This window comes from Thermobifida fusca NBRC 14071 = JCM 3263, assembly GCF_001592045.1.
GTDB lineage: Bacteria > Actinomycetota > Actinomycetes > Streptosporangiales > Streptosporangiaceae > Thermobifida > Thermobifida fusca.
This window is the reverse complement of sequence record NZ_BCWB01000038.1, coordinates 83,351-101,330: the sequence shown is the minus strand read 5'-3', so window position 1 is coordinate 101,330 and position 17,980 is coordinate 83,351. Positions and strand designations below refer to the sequence as shown.

At 65.7% G+C, this 17,980-nt stretch carries 12 protein-coding genes; 9 read left to right on the top strand and 3 right to left on the bottom strand.

Annotated elements, in window-relative coordinates:
- The first annotated feature begins 408 nt into the window (after positions 1-408).
- From TF1_RS09110 to TF1_RS09090, 5 genes are all read left to right on the top strand, one after another.
- Positions 409-1,050, top strand: a complete 642-nt coding sequence (locus TF1_RS09110; protein ID WP_061783811.1) for an OB-fold-containig protein — start codon at positions 409-411, stop codon at positions 1,048-1,050.
- A gap of 54 nt (positions 1,051-1,104) precedes the next feature.
- Positions 1,105-3,351 carry a flotillin family protein gene (locus TF1_RS09105; protein WP_061783810.1) on the top strand — a complete coding sequence of 749 codons (2,247 nt, stop codon included), beginning with the start codon at positions 1,105-1,107 and terminating at the stop codon, positions 3,349-3,351.
- Positions 3,352-3,358: 7 nt separating this feature from the next.
- Complete coding sequence (locus tag TF1_RS09100) at positions 3,359-8,317, top strand: DNA repair ATPase (protein ID WP_061783809.1); 4,959 nt, start codon at positions 3,359-3,361, stop codon at positions 8,315-8,317.
- A gap of 147 nt (positions 8,318-8,464) precedes the next feature.
- Positions 8,465-8,809 (top strand): DUF4913 domain-containing protein, encoded by a 345-nt coding sequence (locus tag TF1_RS09095; protein WP_016189333.1) that lies wholly within the window; start codon positions 8,465-8,467, stop codon positions 8,807-8,809.
- Positions 8,806-9,534, top strand: a complete 729-nt coding sequence (locus tag TF1_RS09090; protein ID WP_011293259.1) for a hypothetical protein — start codon at positions 8,806-8,808, stop codon at positions 9,532-9,534. The genes TF1_RS09095 and TF1_RS09090 overlap by 4 nt, the downstream gene beginning before the upstream one ends.
- Before the next feature lie 163 nt (positions 9,535-9,697).
- Here TF1_RS09090 and TF1_RS09085 read toward each other — a convergent pair whose 3' ends face one another.
- Positions 9,698-10,930 (bottom strand): zeta toxin family protein, encoded by a 1,233-nt coding sequence (locus TF1_RS09085; RefSeq protein WP_011293260.1) that lies wholly within the window; start codon positions 10,928-10,930, stop codon positions 9,698-9,700.
- A gap of 11 nt (positions 10,931-10,941) precedes the next feature.
- Complete coding sequence (locus tag TF1_RS09080; protein ID WP_011293261.1) at positions 10,942-11,226, bottom strand: hypothetical protein; 285 nt, start codon at positions 11,224-11,226, stop codon at positions 10,942-10,944.
- A gap of 625 nt (positions 11,227-11,851) precedes the next feature.
- Between TF1_RS09080 and TF1_RS09075 the strand changes: the two genes are divergently transcribed.
- The gene (locus TF1_RS09075; RefSeq protein WP_011293262.1) at positions 11,852-12,124 is read left to right on the top strand and encodes a hypothetical protein; all 273 of its coding nucleotides are present in this window, start codon (positions 11,852-11,854) and stop codon (positions 12,122-12,124) included.
- A gap of 24 nt (positions 12,125-12,148) precedes the next feature.
- On the top strand, positions 12,149-12,700 hold the full coding sequence (locus TF1_RS09070) for a hypothetical protein (RefSeq protein WP_011293263.1): 552 nt from the start codon (positions 12,149-12,151) through the stop codon (positions 12,698-12,700).
- Positions 12,701-12,829: 129 nt separating this feature from the next.
- Here the strand turns inward: TF1_RS09070 and rox are convergent, their stop codons facing one another.
- Complete coding sequence (rox, locus tag TF1_RS09065) at positions 12,830-14,257, bottom strand: rifampin monooxygenase (RefSeq protein WP_016189335.1); 1,428 nt, start codon at positions 14,255-14,257, stop codon at positions 12,830-12,832.
- A gap of 515 nt (positions 14,258-14,772) precedes the next feature.
- Between rox and TF1_RS09060 the strand changes: the two genes are divergently transcribed.
- A complete protein-coding gene (locus TF1_RS09060; RefSeq protein WP_038044181.1) occupies positions 14,773-15,156 on the top strand; it encodes a hypothetical protein in 384 nt (127 codons plus the stop codon).
- The gene (locus TF1_RS09055; RefSeq protein ID WP_082797709.1) at positions 15,153-17,876 is read left to right on the top strand and encodes a tetratricopeptide repeat protein; all 2,724 of its coding nucleotides are present in this window, start codon (positions 15,153-15,155) and stop codon (positions 17,874-17,876) included. Before TF1_RS09060 ends, TF1_RS09055 begins: the two co-directional genes overlap by 4 nt.
- The last annotated feature ends 104 nt before the right edge of the window (positions 17,877-17,980 follow it).

Here is a 17,980-nt window from a genome sequence, read left to right as displayed (position 1 = left end):
GAGAGGACAACCGGGGTGAACGGTTGTTCACCCCAAAGATCATCCTAGTCAGATATGCGCGTTTTCTCCCTACCGCCCCGGGGAAAATCGCTGATCACCGCAGTTCCCACCGCTCTGCGGCCCGGACCGCCGGGACGGGAGCGCCCCCGGCTGCAGAATTTTTTTGCCGAACTTCGGAACCTAACCCTCCTCGCGCGGCGTCCCACCAGACACAAGACCGCCACCGCACAGCACCGTGGTGGCGATCGCGGGCGCGCAATCCGTCCGGTCCGGACTTCCGACTGGACCGGACGGTGAACCGGCTGGGGAACCGCGCCACTGCCCGTACACAGACGGCACCGCAGTGCACCGCGTCGGACCAACCGGGCCCCAGAGAGACAAAAACGTAGAGAGGGGTGCGGCAGAGCAGTGAGCGACTTCGTGACGGCCGCCCTCGCCTTCCCTACCGCGCTGTTCAGCTTCGCCTTGGTCGTGGTCGCCTGCTACTGGTGTCTCGTCATCATCGGCGCCCTCGGGGTCGACACGCTCGACCCTGACGTCGACGGCACCACCGAACTCGGCGGCCTCACCGCAGCCATGTCCGCCCTCGGCCTGCACGGAGTCCCGGTCACCGTGTCGCTCTCCACCATGATCGCCGTCGCATGGTTCGTCTCGCTGAGCGGGACCGTCCTCCTCGACCGCTTCGACCTGTCCGATCCCCTCACGATCGCGCTGGGGATCCTCCTCCTCGCCATCGCCCTCGTCTGCGCGTGGGCCGTGACCAGCGCCCTCGCCCTAGCAGTACGCCGCTTCCTCCCCGACCACAAGGAACCCTCCCGCCACGACTTCATCGGCCGGGTCTGCGTCGTCCGCACCGGCCGCGTCGACCGGGACTTCGGCCAAGCCGAAGTCACCGCCGCTGACGGATCCACCGCGCTCATCCAAGTACGGCAGACCGGTGAGGAATCCCTCACCGCAGGCAGCACCGCCCTGATCGTCGACTACGACCCGGAAGGCTCCTTCTTCTGGGTCACCGCCTACCACGCAGAACTCGACCCGCACCGCTCCTAACTCCCCCACACCATCGCCCACCCACCAACCACGAGCTGTGAGGGACCACCACCCATGGACACTATTGCCACGGGGGCCGGTGTACTGATCGCTGTCCTCCTCCTCGTCCTCCTCGGACTGGTCATCATCGTCAGCCGCCTGTTCCGCAAAGTGGAACAGGGCAAGGCCCTGATCATCTCCAAGGTCCGCAAGGTCGACGTCACCTTCACCGGCGCCATCGTGCTCCCCGTGCTGCACAAAGCCGAGGTGATGGACATCTCGGTGAAGACCATCGAGATCTCCCGCATGGGGAAAGACGGCCTGATCTGCCGGGACAACATCCGCGCTGATATCCGCATCACGTTCTTCGTGCGGGTCAACAAGACCGTCGAAGACGTCATCAAGGTCGCCCAAGCGATCGGCGCGGAACGCGCCAGCGACCAGGCCACGCTGCAGGAACTGTTCAACGCCAAGTTCTCCGAGGCCTTGAAGACCGTGGGCAAGCACTTGGACTTCGAGGACCTCTACACCAAGCGCGCCGAGTTCCGTGACCGGATCATCAGCGTGATCGGCACCGACCTCAACGGCTACATCCTCGAGGATGTGGCGATCGACCACCTGGAGCAGACTCCCCTGTCCCAGCTCGATCCCCACAACATCCTCGACGCACAAGGCATCCGCAAGATCACCGAGCTGACCACCGAGCAGAACATCCGCACCAACGAGCACCGCCGCAACGAGGAGAAGGAAATCGAGCGCCAGAACGTCGAGGCGCGCGAAGCCATCCTCGAACTGGGACGCCGCCGCACGGAGGCTGAGACCAGGCAGAAGCGCGAAATCGAGACGATGCGCGCCCAGGCCGAAGCCGAAACCGAGATCGTGCGGGCCGAGGAGTTGCTGCGCGCCGAGATGGCGCGGATCCGCACCGAACAGGAGCTCGGTGTCCAGCGGGAAAACCGGGAGCGGGAGATCGCGGTCGCCGCGAAGAACCGCGAACGGGTCCTCGCTATCGAAACGGAACGCATCGAAAAGGACCGGCTCCTGGAAGTCATTGCCCGGGAACGCGAAACCGAACTGTCCCGCTACGCCAAGGACAAGGAGCTGGAAGTCGAACGGCGCCAGATCGCCGAAGTCGTCCGCGAACGCGTCGCCGTAGAGAGGACCGTCGCCGAACAAGAGGAGAGCATCAAGCGGCTGCGCGCGGTTGAGGAGGCGGAGCGCCACCGGCAGACCGCGGTCATTCTCGCTGAGAGCGAGGCCCAGGAGAAGCTCGTCAAGGACATCAAGGCCGCGGAGGCCGCGGCGCAAGCCGCTGAGCACACGGCGCGCAAGCAGCTCACTCTCGCAGAGGCCCGCCAGCGGACCGCGGAGCTGGAGGCTGACGCCACGATCCGCCTGGCGGAAGGCACCCAGGCTCAGGCCGCGGCCGAAGGGTTGGCCCAGGTGCAGGTGAGCGAGCGCGAAGCCGAAGCGTTGGAGAAGCTGGGCCGGGCCGAGGCTGCGGTGGCCCGCGAAAAGGCGCTGGCCCGGGCCGAAGAGATCGAGCGGATCGCCCAGGCCGAAGCCGCTGCCGACCGGCAGAAAGCCCTCGCTCGCGCCGAAGAAATCGAAAAGGTCGCCCAAGCCGAGGCCACTGCGGACCGCCAGAAAGCCCTGGCCCACGCCGAAAAGATCGAACAGATCGGCCAGGCCGAGGCCACTGCCGACCGCCAGAAAGCCCTCGCCGCGGCCGAAGGGGCCCGGGAGAAGCTCAAGGCCGATGCCGAAGGGGTCCGTGAGAAGCTCAAGGCGGAAGCCGAAGGGATCCACGACAAGGCCGAAGCGATGGCCGCGCTCAACGAAGCAACCCGGGAACACGAGGAGTACCGCCTGCGGCTGGAAGCCGAGAAGGAAGTCCGGCTCGCCGGGATCGACGCGCAGCGGCAGATTGCCGAAGCCCAGGCCACGGTGCTCGGCAAGGGCTTGGAGAACGCCGACATCGACATTGTCGGCGGCGACGGCGCGTTCTTCGACCGGGTCATCAACGCGGTCAGCGCAGGCAAGGCCGTGGACAGCTTCATGGACCATTCAGCGACCGCGCGCACCCTGGCCGGTCCGTGGCTGGACGGCTCCCGGGACCTGCCCGCCGATCTGACCCGCGTGTTGAGCGGGATCGGTTCGGAGGACGTGAAGAACCTGTCCTTGTCGGCACTGCTCCTCACGCTGATCAACGCGGGCGGTCCGCAGGCGAAGCAACTGTCCGCCCTGCTGGAGTCCGCCCGGAAACTGGGGGTGGCTGACCTGCCGCTCGCCGACCTCACCAGCCCTGTACCGGAGAAGTGAGGGTTTCGTGACTGACCTTGTCACACCCGCTTCCGACGACACCCGTGCCGGGCTCGACATGGGCACCTACGAGGTGCTCCGAGCCCGGCTGGGCGAGCAGGCCGAGGAGCTGGCGCGCCGCGCCGAAACTCTCAACGCTGCCCGGCTGAAAGTTTTCGGGGGTGCCGAGCTGGCGCTGCTCGGCACCGAACGCATCCACACCGCCGCCGCCTGCGTGCCGCGGGACATCGTCCCCCTCGGCTCTTTCCTGCTGTTTGGCGCCAACCCGGCCCGCGGACTAGGGTCGGAGACCCGCGTCTCCGACGTGTTCTCCCTGCACCGCTTCTCGTCCGGTGACGGCACGCCTTCCCTCGTCACGGCAGCGCCCGGCGACCTGCCGGGCCTCGTAGACGACACCCGATTCCGCCGCGATTTTGCGGAAATGTACCGGTACTTCCGAAACACGCGGCTCCTGCAGTTGCGGCGCGTGGAAGGCCTGCTGCTCGCCGTGTTCCAAACCGGTCCCACGGTCTCCGACGTCCGGGTGCTGCGCTGGCGGATCGGGGCCGACGGCTCTGTCACCTACGTGGACAACAAGGGGGAACGGGACCATGTTCTCCCGCCGCAGCAGGACGTCACCTGGGTGCAAACCACCCGCGACGACCACGTGCTCGGCCGCCACCCGCATATTTCCGTCGACGGCGAAGTGTTCGTGTCAACAGTCGGCGGCACCCTGACCGTCAAGGTCGACAACGACACGGAGACCCGGGACGGCATCTACAGCGAACCGGTCGCGGAACGGTTGCAGAGCCTCGCCGACGCCGACGTCTCCTACGCCCGCATCGGATCTCTCCTCCTGCTGCGCATCCTCCCGTACAAGGAGACCGAGCACCGGCACCTGGTGTTCAACACGCGCACCAAAACTGTGGTCCGCCTCGACGGGATCGGGCAGGCCTGCCAGCGGCTCCCCGACGACCAGGGGATCATCTTCCCCGGCGGCTACTACCTGGCCACCGGAGCCGTCAAAACGTTCGACACCGACGTGTCCGGCCTGGAGTTCCTCTCCCTGGTCCGCTCCCCCAACGGCGAAGACGTCCTCTACGTCTTCCACTCCCGCGCCGAGGGCCGCAGCCTGCTGCTGCCCTACAACACGATCCGCAAAGAGGTCGCCACCCCGATCTCCTGCCACGGGCACGCGGTCTTCGACGACGGCACCATGGTGGTGTTCCGCGCCTTGGACGACGAACCCACCCGGGTGCACCCCTTGCAGGTGTGGCGGACCCCGTTCCAGTCCGACACGTACGCGGCCCGCCAACCCACGGGAACCGGGCCGTTGGAACGGGTCGGCAACGCCGACCTGGTGCGCGGGATCTCCGACGCTTTGGCGGTGACCCGCATGGTGCGGGAGATGGCCCCGTCCGGGCCGGTGTTCGACGGGCTGATCGCCGCGTGCACGCGCATCCTCGACCAGCACTACTGGCTGTCCGACCCGGAGTTGGAGAACCTGGCGGAGCCGCTCACCCAGGTGCGGGCCACCGCCGAACAGGTGGTGGACGAGTTCGCGAAAGTCCAGGAGCTCACCGCGCAGGCCAGGCGTGCTCTCGACGAGACGGAAGCGGACATCACCGCGCTCGTGCGCCTGATCCGCGCCGAGGTGCCGACTTCCGCGGACGAGTGGGTGCGCAGCCTCGCGGAGATGCGCCGGGCCCGCGGCCGCGCAGAAACCCTGCGTGACCTCCGCTACGTGGACACTGCACGCTTGGACGCGCTCATCGACACACTCGAGTCAGCGACCGCGGATGCGGGACGCCGCGCCGTGGAGTTCCTCAGCGGCGCGGACGCGTTCGCCGACTACCATTCCGCGGTCGCCGCCCTGGCCGCCGAGGCGGAGACGATCGCCACGGTCGCGGACGCTGAACCAGTACAGCGCAGGCTCGCCGAGCAGACCGACGGGTTGGAAACCGTCACCGAAGTGGTCGGCTCGTTGGAGGCCGCCGACGCGACGGTGCGCACCCGCATCCTGGAACAGGCCGCGGAAGTGCTGGCCACGATCAACCGGGCCCGCGCAATCGTGGACGCGCGCCGCCGCGAACTGCTGTCCGCGGAGCGGAAAGCCGAGTTCGCCGCCGAATTCGCGCTGCTGGAACAGTCGGTGGCCGGTGCGCTCGCCGCCGCCGACACGCCGGAGGCCTGCGACGAGCAGTTGGGACGGCTGCTGCTGCGGGTGGACGGTTTAACGTCGCGGTTCGCGGAGTTCAGCGACTTCCTCGCCCAACTGGAAACGAAACGCGACGACATCTACGAGGCGTTGCACGCCCGCAAACAAGCCTTAGTGGATGAGCGGATGCGCCGCGCCGACCGGCTGGTGGAGTCCGCGGAACGCATCCTGGCGAGTGTGCGACGCCGCGCCGCCACGTTCGGCTCGCTGGACGAGGTCACCACGTTCTTCACTTCCGACCCCATGGTCGCCAAACTCCGCTCCCTGGCCGAGGAGCTGCGGGAACTCGGCGACCAGGTGCGCGCTGAAGAGGTTGACGGCCAGGTCGCAGCGGCCCGGCAGGAGGCGGGACGGGCGCTGCGGGACCGGCAGGACCTGTTCGCCGACGACGGCACCACCATCCAGTTGGGCCGCCACCGGTTCGCTGTCAACACCCAGCCGCTGGAATTGACCATGGTGCCCCACGAGGGGCGCATGGCCTACGTCATCACCGGCACCGACTACCGGTCCTGGGTGACCGACCCGGACTTTGAGAAGACCCGCCCGTTCTGGGACCAGCCTTTAGTGTCGGAATCCCCGGACGTGTACCGGGCCGAATATTTAGCGGCAGAACTGCTCGCCGCAGCCGAGGCCGGACGGAACGGCCTGTCCCTGTCCGCGCTGCGGAAGGCCGCGGAGGATCGGGACGCGCTGCTCGCCGTGGTCCGCCGGGAAGCAGAGTCCCGCTATGACGAAGGGTATGAGCGCGGCGTCCACGACCACGATGCTGCCGCGATCCTGGCCGTGCTGGTGCGCCTCGTGGACCGGGCGGGCCTGCTGCGCTATCCGGGCCGGTGCCGGGCCGCAGCCCAAGTGTGGTGGGCGTACGGCACCGCGGCCCCGGACCGGCAGGAGTGGGCGGCGCGAGCCCGGTCCCTGGTGCGGGCCCGGTCCTTGTTCGGCTCGGGTACCGCGGACGCGCTCGCCGAGCTCGCCGCAGAACTTGAAGAACAGGTCACCGTGTTCCTCACCACCACGGGATTGGACGCCTACCGCGACTGGGCTGCGGGCGCGGGCGGCTACCTGGTGGAAGAACTCGCTGCCAGCCCGGAGGGGTTTGTGACCAGCCCGGGGGCGCGGTCGCTGGTGGACCGGTTCCGTGACGCGCTCGGCCCAGACCAGGACTTCACGGCAGAGCTTGCTGCCCTCGGTTCGAAGGTGGCGGCCCGCTTCCGCGTGGTGCACGCGTGGCTGTCCGCGTTCGCCGCAACCCGGGAGGACGTGGACACCGCCGACCTTCCTGAAGCGGTCGCGCTGCTGCTCGCCGACACTCTTCCCCGCTACCCAGCGGAGGGGGCGCTCACCGCAGCAGTGGACGGCTTGCTGGGCGTGCACCCGCGGATCCAGGAACGCCGCCTGGAGGTGCGGTTGGACGAGTTCCTGGACCGGTTGCGCCGCTTCCGCACGGAACGCGTGCCCGCCTACCGCGCCTATCTGCGCCGTCGCAACGAACTGGTTGCCGCGGAACGTGCCCGGCTGCGGTTGAGCGAATACCAGCCTCGCGTGCTCAGCTCGTTTGTCCGCAACCAGCTGGTGGACGAGGTGTACCTGCCGTTGATCGGCGACAACCTCGCGAAGCAGTTGGGGGCGGCGGGCTCCGGCAAACGCACCGACCAGATGGGGCTGCTGTTGCTGATCTCCCCGCCCGGCTACGGCAAGACCACGCTCATGGAGTACGTGGCCGACCGGTTGGGTCTGCTGTTTGTGAAGGTGAACGGCCCGTCCTTGGGGCACGCGGTCACGTCGCTGGACCCGGCTGAGGCGCCGAACGCCACGGCCCGCCAAGAGGTGGAGAAGATCTCGTTCGCGTTGGAGGCGGGCACCAACGTGCTGCTGTATGTGGACGACATCCAGCACACGTCCCCGGAGCTGTTGCAGAAGTTCGTGTCGCTGTGCGACGGCCAGCGGCGCATGGAGGGTGTATGGCAGGGCCGCACCCGCACTTATGACCTGCGCGGCAAACGCTTCGCCGTGTGCATGGCCGGCAACCCGTACACGGAGGACGGGAAACGGTTCCGGGTCCCGGACATGCTCGCGAACCGCGCTGACGTGTGGAATCTGGGAGACGTGCTCAGCGGCCGGGATGACGTGTTCGCGTTGAGCTACGTGGAGAACGCGTTGACGTCGAACCCGGTGCTGGCCCCGCTGTCGACGCGGGACCGCGGGGATGTGCGCTTGCTGGTGCGGCTGGCTCGCGGCGAGGAAGGTGTCCGCCCCGACCAGTTGTCCCACCCTTATTCGAAGGTGGAGTTGGAGCAGATCCTGTCGGTGCTGCGCACCTTGCTGCGGGTGCAGGAGGTGGTGTTGGCGGTGAACCGGGCTTATATCGCTTCGGCCGCCCAGTCGGATGCGGCACGCACCGAGCCGCCGTTCCTGCTTCAAGGCTCGTACCGGAACATGAACGCGATTGCGGAACGAATCGTTCCGGTAATGAACGACGCCGAGGTGGAGGCGCTCATCGACGACCACTATCGGGGTGAGGCGCAGGCGCTCGCCTCGGGCGCGGAAGCGAACTTGTTGAAGCTGGCTGAGCTGCGCGGCCGCATGACGGAGGAGCAGCGGGCGCGGTGGGCCGAGGTGAAGGCGGCGTTCCAACGCGCCCAAGCCTTGGGCGGTGCCGAGGATTCCCCCATCAACCGGGCGGTGGGCGCGGTGGGACTGCTCGCCGACCGGGTGGGTGCGGTAGAGCAGGCCATCGACCGCGCCGCGCAACGGTTGTCGTCGGAGTGACCGCACAGCGAGGGGAAGCACTGGTGGTCCTGTCCCGGGCGCGGGGCAGGACCACCGCGGGTTCTTAGGACAGGGCCGGATGGTGGGGCGGCTCTCTCTACAGAAGAAGCCGAGGGGGAAGACCACGCCGAACTGTTCTACGGCTCGGTGGACGAGTTCGTGCGCGAGGTCATTCTGCCCATGTACCAGCGCAAAGTTGGTCCCCGCAGCTCTCGCCGCTGGTCTGCTGAATGGTGGCGCTCGGCAGAGGCCGTGTCTCGTTTGGATGCCCTGTGGCGGGCCTGGGAGCACCTCCGGTTGGACGGCGCCTTGGGAATGAGCACCTGGTGGCGCGACCACGCTGACTACCACATGAACATCCTGTTTCCTCCCGACGGACCGTTCGGACGCAGCGAAGACGAGAACAAACCCGGTGCTCCCCTGCCCTACACCCCGCCCCGCCGGGACTGTTCCCTGACGTCCGCGAGGGGCGCTGACCTGGAGGCTAAATGAACGAGTCTGACGGCATTGAGGAAGCGCTCTATGAGAACCTGCGCGAAGCGCTCCACGTAGCGGAACAGCTCGGACGCCAGTGGGCCAGTGTCATCGGGAAGATCCGTGAGATCGCTGAACGGGAGCGGGAGGAAGCTGCACGCCGTGCTGCGGCCCAAGCCCGCTACCAGGCGGTGTGGGACAAGGCCCGGGAGAAGCTCGCCGTAGTGGACAACCCGCAGTGGTGGAGGCAGGCCACTGTCGTGGAGATCGCGGAAGTCCACGAGGTCGTGACCGCCTGGCGGGAACACGAGACGGAAGCCGCGCGTATTGACGTGGTCTACCGCAGAACGTTGGAACGCTACGAGATGAGCGTCATCTCCTCCGAACAGGTTCACGAGGCTCCCGTATACGAGGCCCCGCGCGAGGACCGGTCGGCTCACGCCAGCGCCGAATACGACTTCGATGGAGCAGGGCCGCTGGTGCCGGAGCCCACCGCCGGGGAAAAAGGCGAGGCAGCCCTTCCTCCTTGGGACTCTGCGGAGCGCCGCGTGCTGATGGAACAGCGGATGCGCGAAAGCGGTGTCTCCTCTGAGCTCATCAAAGTCCACATGCGGGTGCACCGGATGAACGCCAGGCCACCGCAGGCCGCTGTCCGGGACCGGCGTCGTGTTCTTTCCTCGAGCACGTCCCGCAGCCGTGTCCTGAGCCGCCAGTTGGACAAACCTCGAGCGATAACACGCTGATCCTGACACGAGGGTGGGCTGCCCCAGGCATAGAGGCGGCGCACCCTCGCGTGTTACTGCAACCGGTTGCGGCTTCTCGTTCTGGCTCCTGATGAGGTGGGAACGCCTTCGTCGATGTTTCCCGCAGCGGCGTGGTGACGGTTAAGGGCCGGACCGGGGGACGCTACCGCTCAAGACCGGGGTCTTTTTCACGTCCTTGACGCTTGTCCGCAGCAGCCTGAGGGGACGGGGAAGTCGACGTGCCCCTCATGGGCGGCGCTACCCCTTGCTGTGCTCGTTTCACTGCTTCCACAGCGTCTTTGGGCAGGTCCTGCGAGGTTTCTTTTAGCGCCCCCGCTACCAGCGCATAGAAACGTGTCTTCTCCTCCTTGCTGGCGTTCATGAACTCTTCTGGATGGCGCGGAAGCTGCGTGTTGGGAACGCCGCGCTCCCCAGCCTGGAAAACGATCTTCTGCACTTTCTGCCACGTTTCGTGCTGCGCCATCCGCTCAGGATCATCCGCATAGGCGACGTGGGCGACGCGGTCCGCATGCTGGTGCAGGGCGAGCATCGTCGGGGCTGTGGTGGGGTTCAGCTCCTCTCGAGCGATGAGATCAGCGGAGTTCTTCCAGTAGGCGTTCAGCCATTTCTGCGCTTGTTCAGCGTTAAAGGGGATTTTTCCTTCGCTGCGCGCTTCGCGTAGGGCTTCCGCGGCACGTGCCGGCTGCTGCCACGCCCCGTCAGGTCCGCGGCTGTTGTCGTAGTGGATCGTTCCTGCCCTGTCGGTGACGATCACCCGGTCTATCTGCGGGGTGTTTTCCAATATCTCGACCGACAAGGGCAGTTGGTCGAATGTGGCGTCATGGCCGCCAATGTCAGCCCACCGGCCCTCTCCCGGGGGATCGGCAAGGTAGCGGCCGACCATGTCCAAGGCGCTCTGCTCGCGGGGAGTGGCGACAACGACGATCTCGTTAAGGAAGCCGTCGTGGACACCCGGGACCGGTTGAGCCGCTTCCTGAGCGTATTGCACCAGGTATTCGGGAGAACGGAAGGTGCCCTCGACGACGATGCCGTACCCGTGCTGGTGGGCGTATTGGCGAACCATGTCGGACCAGACGTACATGGCCTGCGAGGTCAAGGGGACCATCTCGTGGGGGCGGTCCCGCATGATCTCCTCATAGCGGGGATGGAACGTGCGCAGCTGGTCAGGGCTGAGCTGGACTATGCGCCCGCCGTGCCGGACGACAATATCGTTGAGAGCGTGCGATTTTCCCGCTGCTAGCTGGCCGCCCAACTGGACCAGGACCGGGCGCTCACCCCGCGGATAGGGCTTTGCGTTCCTGAACAGCCGGGGCTGTATTAATTCGTCAAATATTCTTTGAAGTTCTTCCGGAGAGACGTCGAATTCGTTAGCCATTCCCCAGGCTCTCAGCCTTCGTTCTTAATCTCGTCCAGCTCTTCGCGCATCCTCAGAATTTTCTCGACCATCTGCTCTCGACTCAGACCAAGATTGTTTTGAATCTGCCACACTTCTATTGAGCGCTCTTTAATTTCCTCCCTGGCCTTGGGGTCTTCGATCTTTTCCGCTTTGCGCGCCAGGGCTGCACTCAGCCTTGCAGAAGTATGGTCAAGGACATCTCGGATCACTTCGTCAGAAGTGTCTTCGTCGTAGAGGACTTCTTTGTCGCTTCTGCCCTTCCATGTGTGGTCCATGTTCTACTCCTTTTCTTCCAGCCTCGGCATGAGGGTGCGCCGTTCAACGAGTGGCGCCAGTCCCGCATGCCTCTCCAGCACACTTTCGAACATGTGCGGAAAAGGATCGTATCGACGCCACCCTACCCACACACTCGCCCAGATATCACTACAAAACAGAAATAACGCCACAAAACTGGACGTCAAAGTTGACCGGTTCCGGCCATACCCCTACCGGCCGACGCTCCAAAAGAACTAGCAACGATAGGCACGTTGGTGCTCCGGCCCACCATCGGCCCCGAACGGGTCCGTAGGGCGACACCACCCCCTGGGCGGTGCACTCCTGTGGTGATCGACAGCGACCGTATGGAGGAATGCCACGCCTGATACAGCACCTAGGACTGCGTTTTCAAGGGGAATCGCACAGCCGAGAGCCCGGCACTATGCCGCCGCGCTCGGGAATGGAACGGTCTTCGAAATCTACTCGACGCCCCTAACCGCCACACCGGTATCATCCGGTCCGGTTTTCACACCAACGGAAGTTCGTCCCATCCGCCCCGCTCCCCTGAACACCATGTCCTTACCGATCCTGACTGGTCATCAAGTCGATATTCACGTCACTTAACCACCGTCTGAGGAGAAAGCCATGGCCGTGCCAACCCCCCACGACATCCACGCTTCCATCACCGCTGTTTTTGGCCCTGCCATCGACCGCCAAGTCCACACCTTCAGCTCCGGCGCCGTCTCCATCACCCTGCGTGCCCAGGGCCGTACCGCAGTCATCGACGGCACCCCTAGCGGCGAGTGGGGTGTGTCCATCGACCCTGACGAGGCCACCGCTATGGCCGGACACGACACCGTCACCGACTCCTTCTCCACAGCGCTCGATATCGCCCGCAACGCCCTCCTCGCCCCTTAATCCACTCCAGGAAAGAGACCGCATATGCCGGAACAAGACACCCCTAGCCCTCTTTCCCTCAAAGAACGCCTCGCCCTGGTCTACCAGCGTCTCGACCAAATGCCGCCGCCCACCACCGCTCAGGAAGCTTTCGACCGCCTCAACACCGTCCTGGAAGAAGTCGAAGACGAATACAGCGGCGTCCCCAAAAACCCCAACCCCGGCCTGAAGTTCGACGGCCGTATGTACCCGCCCAGGGAAGACTTCACGGAATACACCGCCGACGGCAGAATCCTGGCGGTGACCAAGGGAAACACCATTGAAGCCCTTCCCGACGGGACGCTCACTATCAGCAGCCGCAAAACCGGACAGCCCGTCTATCAGCGCAAAGGCGCAGGACAGTCCCTCACCCTCGACAACGAAGCAGGGCTCGAAATACAGAACCCAACGATTGCCAAAGCATTCGAAGCGGTACGGCAGGCTCAGCAAGGGATGGTCCCGCCTGGGACACGCGCACACGGCCGGTCCCAGGCTCCTGCCCCGCGCCGCAACCTTGACACCCCACACCGCAGCAAAGACCGCGGTCCTGAACTCTGACCCCCCTTCCGGCAGCCGCCGACCGGGGGAAGAACGGCAGGTCCCCGGCGCGGCCTTGGCTCTGCCGCGACAACCGGTTGCCGTGGCATTGGAGGACTGCTTTGCTGCGGGGCCGTCCGGCACTCCGGATCAGGCTGCTGGGTCGCCGAACCACCGGGGCAGATGGGCGAGCAAGTCGTCCTGGTCCTCCCCGATCCAGGCCACGTGGCCGTCCGGGCGCAGCAGCAGCGCAGGAACGTCGATCTCCGCTGCACTGTCGGCGACATGGTCGACCCGGTCCGCCCAGCCCGCCACGGAAAGCCGCCCAGTCCGGTCCAGCAGCACTCCGCGGCCGTGCCGCATCCGCTCATACAAGCGCCCTTGCCCCAGGCGCACGTCCCGCAGCCGACGGCCGAGCAGGGCATGGCCGTCCCCGAAGTCGTAGCGGACCCCGACCGCGGTGATCTTCTCCATCACATGCCGGTTCACTTCTTCGAAGTCCATCAGCTCTGACAGCAGTCGGTGTGCTGCCCGGGCTCGCGGATCGGTGGACATGAACGCGGACTGCGCCAAAGTGTTGTCCAAAACCTCGGCGGCGACCGGGTGCCGTTCCGTGTGGTAGCTGTCCAGCAGTCCTTCCGGCGCCCAGCCGTTCACCGCTGCGGCCAGTTTCCAGCCGAGGTTAAACGCGTCCTGGATGCCCAGGTTGAGTCCTTGCCCGCCGAGGGGTGCGTGGATGTGCGCCGCGTCGCCAGCGAGCAGGACCCGCCCCACCCGGTAGCGCTCGGCCTGCCGAGTAGCGTCGTTGAAACGCGACAGCCAGCGCGGCGAATGCACACCGAAGTCGGTGCCCGTCACCTCCCGCAGCCGTTGCGCGAACTCTTCCAGGGTGGGCGGGGCCGCTCGGTCTTCGGACACGTGCGCTGCGGGAACCACGGCCCGGTACACCCCGTCGTCGAGAGGGCCCATGGCGAACCCGAGCTGGGTTTGGCGCACCTTCGCCATGACGGCAGCGACCGTCTCCGGGCTTGCGGTTGCTTTCACCTCGCCCAGCAGCCACTCAGTGGTGGCGGATTCGCCGGGAAAACCGACGCCGAGCAGGGTGCGCACGGTGCTGCGGCCGCCGTCGCAGCCGACCAGGTAGCGGGCCCGCAACTGGGTGCCGTCGGCCAGTTGTGCGGTCACCCCGTCCTCGTCCTGACTCAATCCCACGAGTTCCCAGCCGCGTCGGATGTCGGCGCCCAGTTCAGCGGCGCGCTCCTCTAGCAGCCGGTCGGTGGTCGGCTGCGGAATGCCGAGGATGTACGGGTGGGCGGTGTCCAGCGACTTCGGCCACGGCTTCATGATCCCGGCGAAGTAGCCGCCCACCGGGTGTTTTGTGCCGTGGGCGAGGAACCGTTCCAGCAGGCCGCGCTGGTCCATGATTTCGATGCTGCGCACGTGCAACCCGAGTCCGCGGACGATTCGGGTCGGTTCGGCCCTCTTCTCCACCACGACCGTGTGCACGCCGTGCAGCCGCAGCTCGCTGGCCAGCATGGTGCCGGTCGGTCCCCCGCCGACGATGATCACATCGATCATGACGCTCGTCCCCCATCAACGCGTGTCCCAGTCCAGGCCAGCGATTCTGCGGCATACCCGGGGTCTTGCCGCAAGCCCTGGGGTGTGTCGTACATTGGCAGTGGCGGGGATTTTTCTGGATCCCCGCCTTTTCTTGTGCCTCACGGCTTCGGTTCTGGTTCCTCGCGCGGTGCACGACAGAGCAGGTCCTTGTCCGCCTGTGGCTGTGCGCAACTGCGACGCTTAGAGAACAGGGGCGCCACGTGGACGGGATTGGCCTTAGGCGGGTCTGGGTGGCGTGCGGCCGCGCCGGAACCTTCGGTGAGACCAGTACTGCGAATAGTGGCCGATAGCCGCCCCGCTATTCCGGTCGCACCTGAAGCCGGGTCCCTGCCGGCCGTTGATCCACCTTTTCCTTGCGTAGAAGACAGCGGGGTCAAACTGTGCTCGTCTGCTGATTTCGACCGTGTATCAGTTGCGCACAAAAACTACGGCGACATGTCCATAGTCAGCTGAGGATGGGGAACCATCTCCGTATGAAGCGCAAATGGCTTTGGGTGACAATCCTTGTTGTTGTTGCGGTGATACTGGCCGGACTGTGGGCGCTTGCCCGTTTCGTGCCTGGCCTAGGCGGGCTCAACGAGCTCAGCCAATTCTCTGCTATCGCCTCTTTCGTGGTGGCAGTAGCAGGCCTGGTGGTGGCTTTGTGGCCTCCTCCTGCTTCCCCTGAGGGGAAAGGCAAGAAAAGCGGGAACGGCGATGTCATCAAGTTCGTAAGCGTGAAAGCCGGGCGCTCCGTGAAAGGCAAAACCGGTCCCGACACCTCCCCGGGCGGAGACTACATCCACATGCGCGGCATCGAGGCCGGAAAGGACGTCATCGGAAAGCAGACCACTCAGTCCCGGAAGGAGCGCAAGTGAGCGACACCGGGTCCACACCGAACTCTACCCCAGCCCATATCAAAATTATAAAGGCCCAGGCTGGCAACAACGTTATTGGCCAACAGATCACAAAAGAGAACAATTTTCACTTTTATCTCCATCGGTCCCGCCCCACCGCGAAGTTCTCCCTCCCCGCCCCTCCCCCGGCCCTGGTAGGCCGCCAGCACGAAGTGGACACTCTGCTGAGCTGGCTTGACCCCACCGCTTCTCACCAGGAGGAGGACGAAACGTCCTCAAGCGTCGTGGTGTCCGCGCTGGCGGGCATGGGAGGAGTGGGTAAAACCGCTCTGGTCGCCTCCGCAGGACGGATAGCCCACCAGCGTGAATGGTTCTGCGCGGAACTGTTCGTGGACCTACGCGGCTACACCCCCGGCGCCGTACCCCTGTCCGCAGGCGCAGCCTTAGACGTGCTGCTGCGCCAAATGGGTATCGCCCCCGAGGAGATCCCCGCGGAGCTTGAGGAGCGCGCCGCGTTCTACCGGTCAGCTCTGACGGAACTGTCCCGCAACGACCCGCGCGGCCGACCGGTGCTGGTGGTGGTAGATAACGCTCAGAGCGCCGAGCAGGTGCGCCCCCTGCTTCCCGGTCCCGGCAATCACCGGCTGGTAGCCACGAGCCGCAGCAGCCTGCACTCTTTGACCGGTGCCCACCACATTGACCTGGACGTTCTCACCGCCGATGCGGCCGTGGAACTGGTGGCCAGCATCCTCAAGGAAGACGATGCGCGCACCCGCGACACTGAGGGCTTGCGGCAACTAGCTGAGGTGTGCGGCTATCTGCCGTTGGCGTTGGAGATCGTTGCCGCACAACTCGCTCGTACTCCCCAACTCACCCCTGCCCGCCTGGTGCAACGGCTCAAAAAAGCGGCCTCGCGAGTGGACAAGATCCACGACCTCAGCCGAGACGCGAGTCAAACACGGATTCTCCGAGCGGTCTTCGACACCTCCCTCGCACAACTGACCGACGACGAAGCACGAGTTTTCCTTCTTACGGCTTCCAGCCCAGGCCCGACTATTTCCACGTCCGCCGCCGCGGTACTCACCGGCCTTGACGAAGACGCCGTGGAAGAAGTGCTTGAAGAACTGGTGGCCGTGCACCTGCTCCAACACGCCAGCGAGGACCGGTGGGGAGCGCATGACCTGCTCATCGACTACGCTGCCAGCCACCCCCAACCGCCTGCCGACCGCGACCAGGCTCTTACCCGACTGTTGGACTACTACGTGACCACGGCTCACGCTGCGGACACCCATTTGAAAGCCCCACCCAGTCAAGAGGTTTCCAACCGGTTCGCCCGCCGGGAGGAGGCGCTGGCCTGGCTGGACAACGAGCAGGCCACTCTGGTAGCTGCCGCGCTCGCTGCCCCCACCCTCGACCACACCGACGCAGCGGTTCTTCTCCCCCTGCTCTTGACCAAGTACCTGGACCTCAGGCGTCGTTTCGGGGAGTTGGAACAGGTTTCCCGCTCTGCTCAAGCTGTTGCGCACGCCACCGACAACCCGAACGCAGAAGCGCAGGCATGGCTCGCTCTCGGCCTTGCCTTGGTAGGCATGCGCCGCCCCGAGGAGGGCGGCGCAGCGTTCACTCGTGCCCGCGACCTGTTCCGCCAAACCGGGAACACCCTTGGCGAAGTGGAAGCGTTGACCGGGCTTGGTGGAGCACGGCAGCAAGCGCGTCAGCTCGACGACGCTCTTGAGGCGTTCACGAACGCCTCCAACCTGCTGGGGCGTATCACAGATCCTCGCAGCGGGGTGCCGGCGCTCACCGGTGTCGGTCTCGCGCTCCAGAGTATGGGCCGCTTTAAGGAAGCCCTCGACGCTTTAGACCGCGCCCATGCTCTGCTCGAGCAGACCGCAGACCCTTACGGGGAAGCGCAAGTATTGTCCTGCCGTGGCCTCACCCTGCTCGGTATGAGCCGGTTTGAGCACGCCATCAAGTCGCTCACCCGCGCCCAAGAGCTGTTTCAGCGCACCGGGGACGCACACGCCGAGGCACAGACATGGGTGCTCCTCGGCACAGCGCTCAACCAAGCGAACCGGCCGAAGGAGGCTATCGACGCTTTCACCCACGCTCGAGAGCTGTTCCAGCGCACCGAGGACACCCAAGGCGAAGCACAGGCATGGGCTGGCCTCGCGGAGGCACTGCGGAAAACAGGACAGACGGAAGAAGCCGTCAAGGCCGCCGACCATGTCCGTGACTTGCTAGGGCAGGAAGAAGGCGCCGCCCTTGGAGCACCGGAGCTGGCTGCCCTTGGCATGTCCCAGCTTGCTTCAGGTGAGTTTACGGAAGCCGTCGACACGCTCACTCGCGCCCGCACGCTGTTCCGCCAAACCACGGACGCCCGTGGTGAAGCGGAAGCGTGTGCTGGCCTCGGCACAGCGCTGATTGGTGCGGGTCGGGGTGAGGACGCTGCCGAGGCTTTCACCCGCGCCCAAGAACTGTTCCAGCAGGCCGGGGACATCCAGAGTGAAGCGCAGGCCTGGAGTGGTCTTGCCGCAGCGCTCGGCCAAGCGAATCGGCCTGAAGAAGCCCTCAAGGCTGTCACCCGCGCCCAAGAACTGTTCCAGCAGATCGGAGACACCAAGGGTGAAGCGGAAGCATGGGCCGGGATGGGGCTGACTCTGTTGGGATCCGGGCGCATCATCAAGGCGCTGAAAGCGTTCGTGCGGGCGCGCCAACTGCGCCGCCAGAGCCAGAAATAGCAATCCACTGCGGCACACCCTGGTGCGTGACACGCCCTGGTCAGTCCAGTGACGAGTTACTGGCAGGTAGTTAAAGGTTGGGGCGGCCCGCCGGGGCATCCCCG